At 43.7% G+C, this 16,918-nt stretch carries 22 protein-coding genes and 1 pseudogene; 22 read left to right on the forward strand and 1 reads right to left on the reverse strand.

What is annotated here, in order from left to right; genetic code table 11:
- The first annotated feature begins 34 nt into the window (after positions 1-34).
- The 14 genes and pseudogenes from rplO to prfA all read left to right on the forward strand — a co-directional run bounded on the left by rplO (position 35) and on the right by prfA (position 9,282).
- The gene (gene rplO, locus QUD05_RS30125) at positions 35-478 is read left to right on the forward strand and encodes a 50S ribosomal protein L15 (RefSeq protein WP_289799263.1); all 444 of its coding nucleotides are present in this window, start codon (positions 35-37) and stop codon (positions 476-478) included.
- A 74-nt stretch (positions 479-552) separates the two neighbouring features.
- Positions 553-1,863, forward strand: coding sequence for a preprotein translocase subunit SecY (gene secY / locus QUD05_RS30130; RefSeq protein ID WP_289799264.1), 1,311 nt, complete (start codon positions 553-555; stop codon positions 1,861-1,863).
- Positions 1,864-1,865: 2 nt separating this feature from the next.
- Entirely contained in the window at positions 1,866-2,420 is a 555-nt protein-coding gene (locus QUD05_RS30135; RefSeq protein ID WP_289799265.1) for an adenylate kinase, read from the forward strand.
- Positions 2,421-2,595: 175 nt separating this feature from the next.
- Positions 2,596-2,820, forward strand: a complete 225-nt coding sequence (gene infA / locus QUD05_RS30140) for a translation initiation factor IF-1 (RefSeq protein WP_006276978.1) — start codon at positions 2,596-2,598, stop codon at positions 2,818-2,820.
- 118 nt (positions 2,821-2,938) lie between these two features.
- On the forward strand, positions 2,939-3,052 hold the full coding sequence (gene rpmJ / locus QUD05_RS30145) for a 50S ribosomal protein L36 (protein WP_015129703.1): 114 nt from the start codon (positions 2,939-2,941) through the stop codon (positions 3,050-3,052).
- Positions 3,053-3,167: 115 nt separating this feature from the next.
- Positions 3,168-3,548: a 30S ribosomal protein S13 gene (gene rpsM, locus QUD05_RS30150; protein ID WP_104906411.1), complete on the forward strand. Its 381-nt coding sequence runs from the start codon at positions 3,168-3,170 to the stop codon at positions 3,546-3,548.
- 54 nt (positions 3,549-3,602) lie between these two features.
- Positions 3,603-3,998, forward strand: a complete 396-nt coding sequence (rpsK, locus tag QUD05_RS30155) for a 30S ribosomal protein S11 (protein ID WP_012410703.1) — start codon at positions 3,603-3,605, stop codon at positions 3,996-3,998.
- Positions 3,999-4,390: 392 nt separating this feature from the next.
- On the forward strand, positions 4,391-5,341 hold the full coding sequence (locus QUD05_RS30160) for a DNA-directed RNA polymerase subunit alpha (RefSeq protein WP_289799266.1): 951 nt from the start codon (positions 4,391-4,393) through the stop codon (positions 5,339-5,341).
- A 31-nt stretch (positions 5,342-5,372) separates the two neighbouring features.
- Positions 5,373-5,723: a 50S ribosomal protein L17 gene (rplQ, locus tag QUD05_RS30165; protein ID WP_100901254.1), complete on the forward strand. Its 351-nt coding sequence runs from the start codon at positions 5,373-5,375 to the stop codon at positions 5,721-5,723.
- A 117-nt stretch (positions 5,724-5,840) separates the two neighbouring features.
- Positions 5,841-6,689: a tRNA pseudouridine(38-40) synthase TruA gene (gene truA, locus QUD05_RS30170; RefSeq protein ID WP_289800117.1), complete on the forward strand. Its 849-nt coding sequence runs from the start codon at positions 5,841-5,843 to the stop codon at positions 6,687-6,689.
- Between the two features lie 122 nt (positions 6,690-6,811).
- The gene (rplM, locus tag QUD05_RS30175; RefSeq protein WP_114081992.1) at positions 6,812-7,273 is read left to right on the forward strand and encodes a 50S ribosomal protein L13; all 462 of its coding nucleotides are present in this window, start codon (positions 6,812-6,814) and stop codon (positions 7,271-7,273) included.
- Entirely contained in the window at positions 7,273-7,689 is a 417-nt protein-coding gene (gene rpsI / locus QUD05_RS30180; protein ID WP_289799267.1) for a 30S ribosomal protein S9, read from the forward strand. The genes rplM and rpsI overlap by 1 nt, the downstream gene beginning before the upstream one ends.
- Positions 7,690-7,836: 147 nt before the next feature.
- Positions 7,837-8,079: a 50S ribosomal protein L31 gene (rpmE, locus tag QUD05_RS30185; protein ID WP_251955662.1), complete on the forward strand. Its 243-nt coding sequence runs from the start codon at positions 7,837-7,839 to the stop codon at positions 8,077-8,079.
- Between the two features lie 104 nt (positions 8,080-8,183).
- Positions 8,184-9,282, forward strand: a pseudogene (gene prfA, locus QUD05_RS30190) (peptide chain release factor 1).
- A gap of 7 nt (positions 9,283-9,289) precedes the next feature.
- Here prfA and QUD05_RS30195 read toward each other — a convergent pair.
- Positions 9,290-9,823, reverse strand: a complete 534-nt coding sequence (locus tag QUD05_RS30195) for a hypothetical protein (RefSeq protein WP_289799268.1) — start codon at positions 9,821-9,823, stop codon at positions 9,290-9,292.
- A gap of 240 nt (positions 9,824-10,063) precedes the next feature.
- Between QUD05_RS30195 and QUD05_RS30200 the strand changes: the two genes are divergently transcribed.
- The 8 genes from QUD05_RS30200 to gpmI all read left to right on the forward strand — a co-directional run bounded on the left by QUD05_RS30200 (position 10,064) and on the right by gpmI (position 16,918).
- The gene (locus QUD05_RS30200; protein ID WP_069070753.1) at positions 10,064-10,426 is read left to right on the forward strand and encodes a helix-turn-helix domain-containing protein; all 363 of its coding nucleotides are present in this window, start codon (positions 10,064-10,066) and stop codon (positions 10,424-10,426) included.
- A 165-nt stretch (positions 10,427-10,591) separates the two neighbouring features.
- Entirely contained in the window at positions 10,592-11,071 is a 480-nt protein-coding gene (locus QUD05_RS30205) for a DUF29 domain-containing protein (protein ID WP_289799269.1), read from the forward strand.
- A 116-nt stretch (positions 11,072-11,187) separates the two neighbouring features.
- Positions 11,188-11,664, forward strand: a complete 477-nt coding sequence (locus tag QUD05_RS30210) for a hypothetical protein (protein ID WP_289799270.1) — start codon at positions 11,188-11,190, stop codon at positions 11,662-11,664.
- Positions 11,665-11,862: 198 nt separating this feature from the next.
- Entirely contained in the window at positions 11,863-12,036 is a 174-nt protein-coding gene (locus QUD05_RS30215; protein ID WP_289799271.1) for a hypothetical protein, read from the forward strand.
- A gap of 32 nt (positions 12,037-12,068) precedes the next feature.
- Complete coding sequence (locus QUD05_RS30220; RefSeq protein WP_289799272.1) at positions 12,069-12,392, forward strand: hypothetical protein; 324 nt, start codon at positions 12,069-12,071, stop codon at positions 12,390-12,392.
- 46 nt (positions 12,393-12,438) lie between these two features.
- Complete coding sequence (locus tag QUD05_RS30225; protein ID WP_289799273.1) at positions 12,439-13,257, forward strand: Rpn family recombination-promoting nuclease/putative transposase; 819 nt, start codon at positions 12,439-12,441, stop codon at positions 13,255-13,257.
- A gap of 155 nt (positions 13,258-13,412) precedes the next feature.
- The gene (locus QUD05_RS30230) at positions 13,413-15,098 is read left to right on the forward strand and encodes an ABC-F family ATP-binding cassette domain-containing protein (RefSeq protein ID WP_289799274.1); all 1,686 of its coding nucleotides are present in this window, start codon (positions 13,413-13,415) and stop codon (positions 15,096-15,098) included.
- A 221-nt stretch (positions 15,099-15,319) separates the two neighbouring features.
- Complete coding sequence (gene gpmI / locus QUD05_RS30235) at positions 15,320-16,918, forward strand: 2,3-bisphosphoglycerate-independent phosphoglycerate mutase (RefSeq protein ID WP_289799275.1); 1,599 nt, start codon at positions 15,320-15,322, stop codon at positions 16,916-16,918.

Consider the following 16,918-nt stretch of genomic DNA (forward strand, 5'->3'; position numbering starts at 1 on the left):
AAATGACAAACGACAAATGAGAACTTGATAAATTATGAGACTCCATGATGTTAAGCCGCAAAAAGGCTCAAAAAAACGCAAGCGCCGTGTAGCTAGAGGTATTTCTGCCGGACAAGGCGCTAGTGCTGGTTTAGGTATGCGGGGTCAAAAATCTCGTTCTGGTAGTGGTACCCGACCAGGTTTTGAAGGTGGTCAACAGCCATTGTACCGCCGCTTACCTAAGCTGAAGGGCTTTCCGATTATTAATCAGAGGATTTACACTACGATTAATGTAGAGAAGCTAGCCTCCCTTCCCGCGAATACGGAAGTAACTTTGACCTCATTGAAAGCCGCAGGTATCCTGACTGCTGTCAAGGGGCCACTGAAAGTTCTAGGTAACGGGGAATTGAGCATCCCGCTCAAGGTACAAGCGGCAGCTTTCACAGGTTCAGCGCGTAGCAAAATTGAGGCAGCTGGTGGTAGTTGTGAAGTCTTATGAGTGAGCCGGAACAGCGCACTTAAATGCAAGCCAACTCGCTGCCAGTGCTTGGTTCACTATAAAGGTAGCACTCTATGATCAGTCGAGATAAAGCCCCAACGGCTCAAGAAACTTTTATGCAGATGGCGCAGGCAGCCGGGCTAAGAGGTAGGCTGCTTGTCACCGTCGGTATCTTAATTTTGGTTCGCCTGGGTATTTTCTTACCCGTTCCAGGGATTGATAGACCAAGATTTGCCGAAGCCATATCGGGCAGTAATTCCATATTTGGCTTACTGGATATATTTTCCGGGCGAGGACTTTCGACTTTGGGAGTCTTTGCTTTAGGAATTTTGCCCTTCATTAATGCGTCTATTATCATCCAATTGCTCACGGCGGCCATTCCATCTTTAGAAAATTTACAGAAAAATGAAGGGGAAGCTGGTCGGCGAAAAATATCGCAAATTACCCGATATGTAACTGTAGTTTGGGCAATTCTTCAAAGTACAGCTTTTTCGGCATTATTCCTCCAGCAATTTGCCTTAAACCCAGGTCCCATATTTGTCGCTGAAACTGCGATCGCTCTGACTGCTGGTTCAATGTTCGTTATGTGGGCATCAGAACTAATTACAGAACGGGGTATTGGAAACGGTGCATCCTTGTTGATTTTTGTCAATATTGTTGCATCATTACCAAAAGCTTTGGGTGACACCATCGACTTGGTGCAAGTCGGCGGTCGGGAAACAGTAGGTCGGGTGATCGTGCTGATCTTAGTTTTCCTAGCAACAATTGTTGGTATTGTGATTGTTCAAGAAGGAATGCGCCGCATCCCAATTATTTCGGCTCGTCGCCAAGTAGGTCGGAGAGTTTTGGCAGAGCAACGTAGCTATCTCCCTCTGCGGCTAAATCAAGGCGGCGTAATGCCAATTATTTTTGCTGCTGCCATCCTCAGCTTGCCACTGCTGATCGCCAATTTTACTAAAAATGCCGAATTGGCGAATATAGTTAACACTTATTTGAGTCCAGGCGGTTCTAGCTCCTGGGTCTATGCCTTGGTCTACATGGTTTCCATAGTTTTCTTCAGCTACTTCTATTCTTCGTTGATTCTCAACCCAGTAGACGTGGCGCAGAACTTGAAAAAAATGGGTTCTAGTATTCCTGGAATTCGTCCCGGCAAGGCAACTAGCGAGTATATCGAACGCGTTTCCAACCGACTCACTTTTTTGGGTGCGATCTTTTTGGGCTTTGTTGCGATTATCCCCACAGCCGTGGAAAGTGCTTTGAATGTGAAAACTTTCCAGGGGATAGGTGCTACCTCTTTGTTAATTTTAGTTGGTGTGGCAATTGAGACAGCCAAACAAGTCCAAACTTATGTCATATCTCAGCGCTATGAAGGAATGGTGAAATAATAGTGACGCGATTAATCTTCTTGGGGCCACCTGGAGCGGGTAAAGGAACACAAGCTCAAACTTTGGCTGAACACTTGAATATTCCCCATATTTCTACGGGTGAAATATTAAGACAAGCTATGAAAGAGCAGACTCCTTTAGGAATCAAAGCTCAAAGTTATGTTGATAGCGGCGAGTTAGTACCCGACCAGCTAGTGCAGGACTTGGTACAGGAGCGCCTCGATCAACCAGATGCCAAAAATGGTTGGATTCTGGATGGATTTCCCCGGAAAGTGACCCAAGCAGCTTTTTTGGAGAAGTTACTGGAAGCAATACATCAAGGTGGCGAAAGGGTAGTCAATTTAGATGCACCAGATGAAATTGTAATTGCACGTTTGCTAGCTAGAGGACGAAAAGATGATACTGAAGAGGTAATTCGTCGTCGTTTAGAAGTGTATCGTGCTGAAACTGCACCTTTAATTGATTATTACGGCGATCGCAAAAAACTCCTAACAGTCAATGGCAATCAGTCCCAAGAAGATGTCACTGGTGAACTACAAAAGGTAATCGCTTCGTGAAAAGAAGGGGAATAGAGAGTACATAATTCCCTACTCCCCAACCACACTCCCAAGAAAAAGATCAATTTTAGCTAAGATATATTAATAAACTGTTGATATATTTCTTAAAATGTGTTTCTTTGCAGATGAAGCGCTGCAACTGAACACCGAATTGTTGAGTTGAGGAAAAAACAAATTGTCTAAGCAAGATTTGATTGAAATGGAAGGCACGGTTACAGAGTCATTGCCCAATGCGATGTTTCGCGTTGACTTGGACAATGGTTTTAACGTGCTAGCACACATTTCCGGCAAGATTCGCCGAAATTATATCAAGATTTTGCCCGGCGATCGCGTCAAGGTGGAGTTAACACCCTACGACTTGACCAAAGGCAGAATTACTTATCGACTACGAAAGAAGTAAGTGTATGTAGAGAATTTTACCATAAAACCATTTTTTTGACTGTTTACTAGTCATTTAACTGGATTAATTTTCCTATAAATGCTATAATTTTATATTTGGAGTCAAAAAATAAAAGGCCATGAAAGTTAGAGCCTCAGTCAAGAAAATTTGTGAAAAGTGTAACGTGATCAAACGTCGTGGTCGCGTTATGGTGATCTGCGTGAACCCGAAACACAAGCAACGTCAAGGATAAAACTCTTACCAACAGAGTGAGTTGTAACACGCACATCATCATTAAAACGAAAAGACGCGATTAGTCACGTTTTTCCAACCAACAGTAATTGCGAGAACAATAGGGAGAGTTCATTGTGGCACGTATTGCCGGAGTAGACCTTCCACGCGATAAGCGCGTCGAGATCGGTCTAACTTACATCTACGGAATTGGTTTATCACGCTCTCAAGAAATTATAGCGGCTACTGGTGTGAACCCAGACACCCGCGTTAAAGACTTAAGTGATGCCGATGTGACAGCCCTACGAGGGGAAATAGAAACCAACTATCAAGTAGAAGGCGACTTGCGGCGCTTGGAGTCTTTGAACATCAAGCGCTTAGTTGACATTGGTACCTACAGAGGTCGTCGTCATCGCATGGGCTTACCAGTCAGAGGCCAAAGAACTCGCACCAATGCCAGAACCCGTCGAGGCAGAAGGCAGACAGTGGCTGGGAAGAAGAAGGCTCCAGGGAAATAATTTTGCAACGCTTGCTAATCCGAGCAAGTTTTACCTTAAATCAACTAAACAAGTATGGCGAGACAACCAACTAAAAAATCCGGGAGCAAGAAGCAGAAACGGAATGTACCCAGTGGAATGGCCTACATCCAGTCTACTTTCAACAATAGCATTGTCACCATTACCGATCAAAATGGAGATGTCATCTCCTGGGCTAGTGCTGGTTCTAGCGGTTTTAAGGGAGCAAAAAAGGGAACTCCCTTTGCAGCGCAAACCGCTGCTGAAAGTGCAGCCCGTCGCGCTATCGATCAAGGAATGCGCCAAATTGAGGTAATGGTCAGTGGGCCAGGAGCAGGTAGAGAAACCGCTATCCGGGCACTTCAAGGAGCAGGACTGGAAATTACCCTGATTCGGGATATTACCCCGATTCCTCACAATGGTTGTCGTCCGCCCAAGCGCCGTCGAGTTTAAACACCAAGACTTGGGCAGTGAGGACGAAAAGTTACAGCCAGCAATGACCGCTTGAGCGTCTAACGTGCAAACTGTTATTGAGTCAAAGCTTGGGCAACCAGAAGCGCGTCAGATTTTCCCGCCGGGAAAGCTGTTAAACTTCCGGCTACCAAAAATATTATTAATCAATTTTGGATTTTAGATTTGCGATTTTAGATTGAACCCGATTATAAGGGTGCTGGGCTCGTGGATTTTAAGTTGATGATTTAAGATTTGTTGCGCCAATCAGAGGCGGAGCATGAACCAAAGAAGCACAATCCAAAATCCAAAGTCCAAAATCGAAAATTGGCAATCAATTCTGGAGGCAATTGATTTGTCTGCTAGCAGCACCTTAGAAAAAGGGAGGCTCATCCGTGGCGCAGTTTCAAATTGAATGTGTAGAGTCGAATACCGAAGAAAGTCGGAACCATTACAGTAAATTTGTATTGGAACCTCTAGAACGCGGTCAAGGAACAACTGTTGGCAACGCACTGCGGCGGGTTTTACTGTCTAATTTAGAAGGTACAGCAGTTACAGCAGTGCGGATTGCGGGCGTTTCACACGAGTTTGCTACAGTTCCGGGCGTGCGGGAAGATGTGCTGGAAATCCTCATGAGAATGAAGGAAGTTATCCTCAAAAACTATTCTTCGCAGCCTCAGATTGGGAGATTACTCGTTACCGGTCCAACAACAATCACTGCGGCGCATTTTGATTTGCCCAGTGAAGTAGAAGTCATCGATCCGACCCAGTATGTAGCCACCATCGCTGAGGGTGGAAAGCTAGAAATGGAATTTCGGATCGAGAAAGGCAAAGGCTATCGCACTGTAGAGCGAGGACGTGAGGAAGCCACATCGTTGGATTTTCTGCAAATCGACTCAATATTTATNGCTNNNGTGCGAAAAGTCAACTACAGTGTTGAAGAATCTCGTGGGGAAGGCTTGATTCCAAAAGACCGACTACTGTTGGAAGTTTGGACAAATGGCAGTATTTCCCCTCAAGAAGCACTATCTTCTGCTGCCGCAATCTTGGTAGATTTATTCAATCCGTTGAAAGACATCTCCCTAGAACCAACAGACACAGGTTCGGATATTCCAGACGATCCAACTGCTCAGATACCCATCGAAGAGTTGCAACTTTCTGTGCGGGCATATAACTGTCTCAAACGGGCACAAGTTAACTCTGTGGCAGATTTGCTGGATTATACCCAAGAAGACCTCTTAGAAATTAAGAACTTTGGGCAGAAGTCAGCAGAAGAAGTTGTGGAAGCTTTGCAGCGACGCTTGGGCATTACCCTGCCAATGGAAAGAGGCTCTAAACACCCTTAAGAAAAACCTTCATAATTCATAGTGCATAATTATGCGTCACCGTTGTCGCGTCAAAAAACTCAGTAAACCAGCCGATCAACGCCGTGCTTTACTGCGATCGCTCGCCACCGAGTTGATCCGTCATGGTAAGATCACCACCACTTTAATTAGAGCGAAAGTTCTCAGAAGTGAAGTGGAAAAAATGATTACCCTAGCCAAAAATGGCTCTTTGGCAGCACGCCGGGAAGCTCTTGGCTATATCTTCGACAAACAACTGGTTCACGCTCTATTTGAGCAAGCTCCAACTCGATATGGCGATCGCCAGGGCGGTTATACCCGCATCCTGCATACCGTACCGCGTCGGGGCGATAATGCAAAAATGGCAATAATTGAATTGGTTTAAGTCATTTAGTCATTGGTTATTGGTCATTAGTCATTAGTCATTGGTCATCGGTGAATAACAAAGGACAAGTGACAAAGGACAAATGACAAAAAACAAATGACAAAGGACAAAATCTGTATGTTAGAAAGCCACCAGCCTACACAAACTCATCGAGTAGCCTTGGTAATCCAATACCTAGGCACTCATTTTCATGGCTGGCAACGGCAAAAACAACACCGGACAGTCCAAGAAGAGATTGAAATTGCGATCGCTACTATTCTTGGGTATCATGTAACACTGCATGGAGCTGGGCGAACCGATTCTGGAGTTCACGCTGCTGCTCAAGTAGCCCATTTTGAAGCAACAGGTTTTATTCCGCCTCACAAGTGGGCAACAATCCTCAACAGCTACCTGCCGCCAGATATATTAATCAGGGCTTCAGCTGGTGTCGATAACCGTTGGCACGCTCGCTTTAGTGCAGCCTATCGACGGTATCGCTACACAATATATACTGAAGATCGGCTTAACTTGTTTGTAAGACCCTTCAGTTGGCATTATTATTATGCACCCCTGGATGAATCTTTAATCCAAGCTGCCTTGAAACCTCTCTTGGGAAAGCATCACTTAGCTGCTTTTCACCGTGCAGGCTCAAAGCGATCGCATTCCTGGGTAGAGGTACAAGCAGCAGAGTGTCGTCGCAGTGGGCCATTTATCCATATTGAAATACAGGCAGATGGATTTTTGTATGGCATGGTACGGCTGTTGGTAGGGATGCTGGTAGAAGTAGGTTCTGGACAACGAACACTTTCTGGCTTCACCCAACTCTGGAAAGAAGAACGCCGGGAAGAAGTGAAATATGCTGCCCCGCCTCAAGGCTTGTGTTTGTTGCGAGTCGGCTATCCCGATTTTCCCTTTCCAAAAGAGATTTGGTACGACACCTTGCCAAAGTTCGTCACTAGTCAAGAGTCATTAGTCATTGGTCAGTAGTCATTGGTCATTAGTCATTAGTGAATAACTAAGGACAACTGACAAAGGACAAAGGACAAATAACAAATGACAAAAGACAAATGACTAATGACAAATTAAAAATGACAAAGGACAAATGACAAATGACAACAGTTAAAACATACCTTCCTTCTCAAGCAACCCTTGAGCGTGAGTGGTACATAGTAGATGCCACCGACAAACGCCTCGGTCGCCTCGCCAGCGAAATCGCCCAGGTATTGAGAGGCAAAAAGAAACCCGAATATACACCTCATCTAGATACAGGTGACTTCGTAATCGTCATCAATGCCGAGAAAGTAGCAGTCACAGGCAAAAAGCGCACTCAAAAGCTTTACCGCCGCCATTCTGGTCGCCCTGGTGGAATGAAAACGGAAACTTTCGCTAAACTGCAAGACCGCATACCAGAGCGAATTTTAGAACAAGCTGTTAAAGGTATGCTACCTAAAAATAGCTTGGGTAAGCAGTTGTTCACCAAGCTGAAAGTTTATGCTGGGCCTACGCATCCCCATGATGCTCAAAAACCTAAAGAACTAAAAGTTAATACAATTCCTGGAGAAGAAAATTAATGGTAGTAGCAGATGCTAATAGCGGTCGCGCCGTATACTGGGGTACTGGCCGCCGTAAGAATGCGGTAGCACGGGTACGCTTGGTTCCAGGCACCAGTCAACTGATTGTGAACGGTAAAGATGGAACCTTGTATTTCCAATTCAACCCCAACTACCTGGGAGTGATTAAAGCACCCCTAGAAACTCTGGGATTAGAAAACGAGTATGACATTTTGGTGAAAGCAGAAGGCGGCGGCTTGACCGGACAGGCTGATTCTGTTCGCTTGGGAGTTGCTCGTGCTTTGTGCCAACTCGACCCAGACAACCGCCCACCTTTGAAAACCGAAGGTTACTTGACTCGCGATCCCAGAGCAAAAGAGCGGAAGAAATATGGTTTACACAAAGCTCGGAAAGCACCTCAATACTCTAAGCGTTAGGGAATTGGGCATTGGTGAAGAAGGTGATAGGTTACAGGGGACAGGTGATAGTTTTCTGTTAACTGTAAACTGTTCCCTTCTCCCTTCTCCTAGCTCCAATTGAAACCTGAAAGTTATAATTTATATAGATTCATCACAAAAAGAACAATGGCTAAAGCTGATATTCACCCCCAGTGGTATCCAGATGCTAAAGTTTACTGCAACGGTCAAGTCGTTATGACCATTGGCTCTACCAAGCCAGAATTGCACGTAGATGTTTGGTCTGGAAATCACCCCTTTTACACTGGCACTCAGAAGATTATTGACACTGAAGGTCGAGTAGAGCGCTTCCTCCGCAAGTACGGTATGAGCAGCACTCAAACATCTGGCGACGAACAAGACAAAAAGTAGCGAGTTGGCTCTGCTGTTAACGACGGCCCTGCATCAGCTGGGTCGATTTTTATTTATATGCTCGAGCCAATTTGTTATTTTTTTAAGGAGCGATCGCAATCGTCATGGCTGAATCATACTTACTGGACAAACTAAAATCCGTTGAACAAACTTTTAATGAATTAACACGTCGTCTTGGCGACCCCGATACCGCTAGCAATCCTGATGAGTATCAAGAAATTGCTAAGTCTCGTTCTTCTTTGGAAGAGGTAGTTAATACTTATGAAATTTGGAAAACAGCCCAAGAAGACTTGATTGGAGCGCGTCAGGTTTACAAAGAATCTGCAAGTGACCCAGAGTTGCAAGAAATGGCATCACTGGAAGTAAAAGAACTTGAAGAAAAAATAGAACATTTAGAGTCTCGCTTGAAGGTCTTACTACTACCACGCGACCCCAATGATGAAAAGAATATCATGTTGGAAATTCGGGCTGGTACTGGTGGCGATGAAGCAAGTATTTGGGCTGGCGATTTGATGCAGATGTACACCCGCTATGCCCAGACTCAAGGTTGGAAAGTTTCTCTAGTAAGCGAATCTCGCGGAGAAATGGGTGGCTGGAAAGAGGTCATTCTCGAAATTAAAGGTAATGACGTTTACAGCCAGTTAAAGTTTGAAGCTGGAGTGCATCGTGTGCAGCGCGTGCTTAGCAACTGAATCTGGGGGACGGGTTCATACTTCCACAGCTACCGTGGCGATTATGCCAGAGGTAGATGATGTGGAAATTCACATTGACCCGAAAGATATTGAAATGACTACAGCCCGTTCTGGTGGTGCTGGTGGACAAAACGTCAACAAGGTGGAAACAGCCGTTGACTTGATGCACAAACCGACAGGGATTCGGATTTTCTGTACAGAAGAACGCAGCCAGTTGCAAAACAAAGAACGGGCGATGCAAATTCTGCGGGCGAAGTTGTATGACATCAAGTTAAGCGAACAACAAGCAGCTGTTACTTCCATGCGGCGATCGCAGGTTGGTACTGGATCGCGATCGGAAAAAATTCGCACCTATAATTATAAAGATAACCGCGCTACCGATCATCGGTTAGGTCAGAATTATTCCCTTACCCCTGTTTTGGATGGTGATTTAGAGACGCTTATCCAATCTTGTATATCTCTAGACCAACAGGAACGTCTTGCGGAGTTAGCGACTTCTGCCGCTAACTAATACCAATTCAATTAATGATTGCAACACATCTTTGGTTGGATAAAGACGCGATGAATCGCGTCTCTACAAATGGNNNTAATTGCTGTGCNTGTTGNNNAATATTCTGTAAAACCACTTGTTGCAATGTTGCTTTTAACACGGACAGGTGGTTTTCTAATATCGCATGGAGTATATCTTCTATTTCACTGGGATAATGGTAATAGGCAAATTCGTACTTCATAACGTAGTTTAGCTTCGCCCATTCCTTCAGGGTTTCACAGGTATAAATTAGCTTTTCCACTTCTTCTTGCCAACGTGCAAAAATCCGGTAGCTAAAAAAGCTGCTGCATATATTGCCTTTTGCATCCCAGTAGGAAATACACACTTGATGTTTCAGAAGGTGGATTTTTTTGATTTGCTTAACATCGTAGCCTTTAACTTTTAAAGCTTCTTTGGTTTCTGCGTCAGAAATGTTCCACTGTTCTGGTTTAATTTTATTAATGGCTATAAGATTTTTACCTTTGCGGCGATATTGGTTAATTTTGCCTGGCTTGCGAAACATGATGCACCTTCGATATTATTTCTTCGCAGCAAAGTCTAACTACTAGCACAACCGCCGTAGCAAACTAAGTTTTTTGGGTTGATTAAAGATAGATGGGTTATTCTACTAGCTTGATGCCTGTAGTTGCCGATTTACAACCAGAGATATAGTTTAGTACTAAAACACAAGGCTGTCAATATAAAAGTAAACTTGTATTATTGAAAGTAAACTTGTAAATAAAGTTGGCTAGCTATATAAGCAGTGAAGATCGAAAGCAAACAAAAACTGATTGAAATCATTAAACTAGCTCGCGGTTCAATGAGTCAGCGAGCGTTTGGTAAGCTTTTGGGAGTATCTGCTACTGCTGTTCAGATGTGGGAAAAAGGTGTGAAGGTTCCAGATACAGAAAATTTGGCTCAAATCGCATCGAAAGCAGGCTACACAATGGAAGAGTTAATCAGCTGCATTGATGGTAAGCCAATTCCAGAAACTTCAGATTTGAGTCTGATTCTGAGACAAATCCAGCACATGCCTCTTAGCCAAGTAGCTCAAATTGTGCAAGCTGCGGCAGATAGATTGGCGGCTGTGGCTGAAGCGTCTGGGGATGAAGCGAAAGCAAGTTGAATATTAAAATAATTCGTAATTCGTAATACTTCGGCTCCTTTCGACTTCGCTCAAGGCAAGACGCTCAGTACAAGTTCGTAATTCGTAATTAAGTTTTTTAAGGGCGATTTAGCGCAAAATCGGATCAAACTAGCTTGTGGTTTCTTGCTGTCAAGATTCAACTCTATGGACAAACCTTTTTTGTATGACCAAGACTTCTATGGCTGGACACAGCAGCAGGCTAAAGCGTTAGAGCAGAGGCTAGTTATGGAACTAGACTGGCAACACCTGCAAGAGGAAATTCAAGCTTTGGGGAGACAGGAGTATCGGGAACTCGTGAGCCGTCTGAGTGTATTACTCGGTCATCTCTTAAAGTGGGAGTATCAACCCGAACAACGCTCTCGCAGTTGGTTTTTAACAATTAGAGAACAGCGTCGCGCCATCCACAGGCATCTGCGACAGAACCCTAGTTTAAAGTCTCGAATCGAAGAATCATTGTTAGATGGCTTTGAAGCCGGAGTCGATTTGGCGCTACGAGAAACTAACTTACCATTACGAACTTTTCCAAAGGATTGCCCTTATTTATTTGATGATGCGATGTCTACGACGGGCTACGCCTACGCAGACAATTTTCTGTGCGATACTCGTCAAGACTGGGAAGGATAATTAGTACCATTTTTATGACGCTCATTTGTTATTTGGAGATACCTTAAGTAAAACGAGGTGAAAAAAATTATATACTTATAAGTTTTACTCCAAGTTAGTTAGATATAGTTACATCTATGAAACAAGTAATAGAAAATGTAAAACAAACTATAGCGCAAAAAGAAATACTTTGGGCTTATCCAATTGCACTTAAATTACAAAAATATCACTATAGTTTGGCAATTAAATGGGCAATAGAGTGCATAGAAATATATTCATCCGAGATTGAATCGGACAAACTCTCCCAGCTTAATAAATATATTCAGCAAGCTTTATCAAAGCAAAATGTTTTAACTCCTTTACAGTGTAATGAAATTAGTCGAGAAATATGGTATTTGCCTGAAAGGGAAGAAATTCAAACTGCAATAGCTCGACTATGGGGTTCTATCGCAGCTTTTAAAGATGGAGAAGATCGTGGTGGAGTAATGGAAACCACTAGGGCAGTCGAATTAGTATTACCTGATATATCCGCTCATCGTCTATTAGATCGATACTTAGAAGCTGCTGTAATAATTTTTGAAGAATACGAATCACAAAACAAGGCGTGTGAGTAGTAGAATCGCCTTGATTCATCTGGCGATCGCTAATTTTGGCTGAGTTAGAGGTTCTGGAAGAAATACGTAATGACTATATAAACTAAGCCCGTCTGCGTGGACTCCAGCAAGTTGAAACCCACGGAGGTGGGTTTTGTCTGTATAGCTGCGATTTCTAATCGCCAGTGCTAGGGTATTTTACTGGCAGTTAAGGAATAAATGGTTTTAAAATGGTGCAATCTGAAAATATTTAGGGGTGCAGCTATGTCGCTACGCAATGAGCCTTTAGATTGGCAAGTTGAAACCAACAATCCTTATATACCAGTTTATCATCAAGGGAATTTGGTGGGATTTTTAAACCAGAATATGCTAGTGAAATTATTAAAGTTTTAAATGAAGAAGAAGTTTTAAAAAAAGCGCTAAAAATGGCTTGTACTGATTTAATTAAAAAAATCGGCGGCGATACCAGAAAAGTCAATTATTTAATGGAAAAATATATAAAAACTAGTGAACGTCCCAAGTATGGAACTAGAGCGATCGCAGTTTTACTTCAGGATAGGCAAAAAGAGCTTGACTTGAGTAACCAGGAGTTTGCTAAATTCTGCGATACCTTTAAATTATCCCCTACTGAACTGAATAGTATTTATGCTGGAGAAGCATTTGATGATAGTTTATTAGCGCCCCTTTCACGGATATTAGGGATGGCAAAAGAGCAATTGCTCAAAGTGCGAGATGGTTCTGAAGAATAAAGTAATAAATGAACAGCAAATAAAAATTTTCAAATGATATAAAATTGTGAAAACAGACATCATCTTTTATCGGCTGTTTCAAGAATTCCCTGATATCTTCTTTGAACTTATTGGTAATCCTCCAGAATCAGCTAGTCTTTATCAATTTTCATCAGCTGAAATCAAACAAACAGCCTTCAGAATCGATGGCGTATTTCTGCCTACACCAGGAAGTGATAACCCGATTTACTTTGTTGAAGTGCAATTTCAAGCTGATGGGGAAATTTATTCACGGCTAATTGCAGAAATATGTTTATACCTCCGTCAGAATCAACCATCAAATGACTGGGGTGCTGTGGTTTTATACCCAAACAGGAATCTTGATACAGGCAATATCAAACATTACCGTGAGTTTTTCACAAGTGGGCGCGTCAGGCGCATTTATTTGGATGAATTAGGTGAAGCTGCATCGCTTCCAATTGGCATTGCAACTGCTAAATTAGTAATTGCAACTGACGATATAGCGATCGCACAAGCAAGGGAGTTGATAGACAGAACCAAGTCAGAGATAAGCTCACCACCAAAACAGCAGCAATTATTACAATTTATAGAGACGATTTTGGCTTACAAATTTCCCACAATGAGTAGGGAGGAGATGGAGGAAATGTTTGGCTTAAGCGAATTAAAACAAACCAGATTTTATCAAGAAGCCTTTCAGGAAGGTGTTGAAGAAGGTAAGGTTCAAGGCATTGAAGAAGGTAAAGTTCAAGGGAAACTAAAAGCAGTACCAGCAATGTTGGCAGCAGGGTTGACTGTAGAACAAGTAGCACAGGCGTTAGATTTGAATGTCGAAGAAGTCAGAGAAGTAGCACAAAGTCAGCCTTGAGATAGATGTGGTAAATTTTATCCGTGGCTCAAGCCAAATTTGGTTTGCGGCTTCCAAACTTGATCACGACGAATTTATAGTTAATTTTTGTTAATATTAGAGGCGGTGTTAGTACTTCGTCCTCAACCACCCACTCCCTACCTGAGAGAAACTTAATGCTGCGACTAGAACATATAAGTAAAATTTATCCCACAGGCGAAGTTCTCAAAGATATCAACTGGGAAGTTAAACCAGGCGATCGCATTGGCTTAGTCGGTGTCAACGGTGCTGGAAAATCAACCCAACTTAAAATCATCTCTGGGGAAATGGAACCCACCGCTGGCGAAATCATTCGTCCTAATAGCTTACATATAGCCTACCTTAACCAAGAGTTTGAAGTAGACCCCACTCGCACCGTTAGAGAAGAATTTTGGACTGTCTTCAAAGAAGCCAACGAAGTACAGTTATCTCTGGCGCACATCCCACAAGAGATGGAAACGGCTAGCCCAGAGGAACTGGATCGACTGATCGACAAGTTGGATCGCTTGCAGCGTAAATTTGAAGCCTTAGACGGCTACAACTTAGATGCACGCATTGGGAAAATTCTGCCAGAAATGGGGTTTGGGCTAGAAGATGGCGATCGCCTCGTCAGTGCCTTCAGTGGTGGTTGGCAAATGCGGATGAGTTTAGGTAAAATCCTGCTGCAAAAACCCGACTTGTTGCTGCTGGATGAACCGACTAACCACCTAGATTTAGAAACAATTGAGTGGTTGGAAAATTACCTCAGAGGGCTGATTACGCCGATGGTAATAGTCTCCCATGACCGGGAATTCCTTGACCGCCTCTGCACCCAAATTGTGGAAACTGAACGTGGCGTTTCCAGTACCTACCTTGGTAACTACTCGGCATATTTGGAACAAAAAGCCGAAAGTCAATCAGCACAACTGAGTGCTTACGAACGCCAGCAAAAAGAATTAGAGAAACAGCAAACCTTTGTTGATAGATTCCGCGCCAGTGCTACCCGCAGTACCCAGGCAAAAAGCCGGGAAAAGCAACTCGACAAAATCGAGCGCATTGAAGCGCCCATTGCTGGGGTAAGAACTCTACACTTCCGTTTTCCCCCTGCACCCCGCAGTGGACGCGAGGTAGTAGAAATTAAAGATTTAACTCATCTTTATGGTGATAAAATCTTGTTTTTGGCAGCAAATCTGCTAATTGAAAGAGGCGATCGCATTGCTTTTCTTGGCCCCAACGGTGCTGGAAAATCTACCCTTCTGCGCGTAATTATGGGTATGGAACCACCCACAGAAGGCATTGTTCAATTAGGGGATCATAACGTTATTCCTGGTTACTTTGAGCAAAACCAAGCTGAAGCTTTGGACTTGAAAAAAACTGTCATGGAAACTATCCATGATGAAGTTCCAGACTGGGATAATCAAGAAGTCCGCACGCTTTTGGGACGCTTCTTATTTACAGGTGATACTGTATTTAAGGCAGTTGGGGCATTAAGTGGAGGAGAAAAAGCTCGTTTGGCGTTGGCAAAAATGCTTTTACGTCCCGCAAACTTACTAATTTTAGATGAGCCGACAAATCACCTAGATATTCCAGCGAAGGAAATGCTGGAAGAAGCTCTCAAAAATTATGACGGTACGGCAATTGTAGTTTCCCACGATCGCTACTTTATTTCTCAAGTAGCTAACAAAATCGTCGAAATTCGTGATGGTGAATTCCGGGTTTACTTAGGAGACTATCATTACTATCTCCAGAAAATTGCCGAGGAAAAAGAACAAGCAAAGTTAGCTGCGATCGCTGCTGAAAAAGCTGCTAAAAAAGCTGCAAAAGCTTCCAGTAAAAAGAAATAATAGATCAAGTACAGACTTAGTAGTAGTGCTAAAATGCTACTACTAAGTAATCACTTGTTGTTAGCGATCGGCAACACTACAGAAAAATTGCTTAAGTTTAAAAAATATTTCAAAAAACTGTAAGTCTTTCATAAAAGAAATTAATAAGCAAAAATTCACTTGCGGCGTGGATTAGCAGTGGTATCATTCGGGTATTACAAAAAGTAAAGGGCAATTTTACTATGACCAAAGCACCTGTTGCTCCTGTGGTGCTAGTCATTTTAGACGGATGGGGCTACTGCGAGGAAAGGCGAGGAAACGCTATTGTTGCTGCTAAAACTCCCATAGTGGACAGTTTATGGACAGCTTATCCGCATACCCTCATCCGCACATCAGGAAAAGCCGTAGGGTTGCCAGAGGGTCAAATGGGCAACTCGGAAGTTGGTCATTTGAACATTGGCGCTGGGCGAGTAGTACCGCAAGAACTGGTACGCATCTCTGATGCGGTTGAAGACGGTTCTATTGCCTTAAACCCAGCACTCGTCAAAATTTGCCAGGAAGTTCGCTCTCGGAATGGCAAGCTGCATTTAGTAGGCCTTTGTTCTGAGGGAGGGGTACATTCACATATCACCCATCTATTCGGACTACTTGACTTAGCCAAAGACCAGCGAATTCCAGAAGTTTGTATTCACGCCATTACCGATGGTCGTGACACCGCCCCAACTGACGGTGTAAGAGCAATCACACTATTGCAAGATTATATAAACCGCACAGGAATTGGGCGCATAGTCACCCTCAGCGGTCGCTACTACGCGATGGATCGCGATCACCGCTGGGATCGCGTCAAACGTGCCTACGACGTGATGACTCAAGATGGTGTGGTTGATAATCGCACGGCTGTAGAAATCTTGCAAGCATCTTACGCCGAAGGGGTAAAAGATGAATTTGTCAACCCAATCCGAATTGCTCCCGGCGCAATAGAACCAGGGGATGGGGTGATATTTTTCAACTTCCGCCCCGATCGCTCCAGACAACTAACTCAAGCTTTGGTCAGTCCCACATTTAACGGTTTTGAAAGACAGCTAATCACACCCCTGTCTTTTGTTACCTTTACGCAGTATGATTCAGACTTACCCGTGGCTGTAGCCTTTGAGCCTCAGAATCTCAGTAACATTCTGGGAGAAGTCATAGCCAATCACAGTTTGAATCAGTTCCGCACCGCCGAAACCGAAAAATACGCCCACGTCACCTATTTCTTTAATGGGGGTCTGGAGGAACCTTTTGCTGGAGAAGATCGGGAACTGGTAAGCAGTCCAATGGTAGCGACTTATGATCACGCCCCAGCGATGTCAGCAGTAGCAGTTACAGATGTTGCGATCGCTGCGATTCAAAAGGGTATATATTCCTTAGTTGTGATTAACTATGCCAATCCAGACATGGTAGGGCATACTGGTCAAATCGAAGCTACCATTACAGCAATTGAGACAGTCGATCGCTGTTTGGGACGTTTGTTAGAGAGCGTTATCAAATCCGGCGGTACAACAATTATTACTGCCGATCATGGCAACGCTGAGTATATGCTAGATGAAGGGGGTAATCCCTGGACGGCTCATACCACTAACCCAGTGCCCTTCATCTTGGTAGAAGGAGAGAGAGTTAAAATCCCTGGATATGGTACAAATGTCGAACTGCGAAGCGATGGCAAGCTATCCGACATCGCTCCCACAATTCTAGAGATTTTACAGCTGCCTCAGCCACCAGAAATGACCGGGCGATCGCTGCTGAAAACAGCAGAATACGAGCTGCAACGTACTCGCACTCCCGTGCAAGTAGGGCTGTAA

Origin of the sequence: Nostoc sp. GT001, from assembly GCF_030382115.1 — a bacterium.
In the GTDB taxonomy this organism is placed as follows: Bacteria; Cyanobacteriota; Cyanobacteriia; order Cyanobacteriales; family Nostocaceae; genus Nostoc.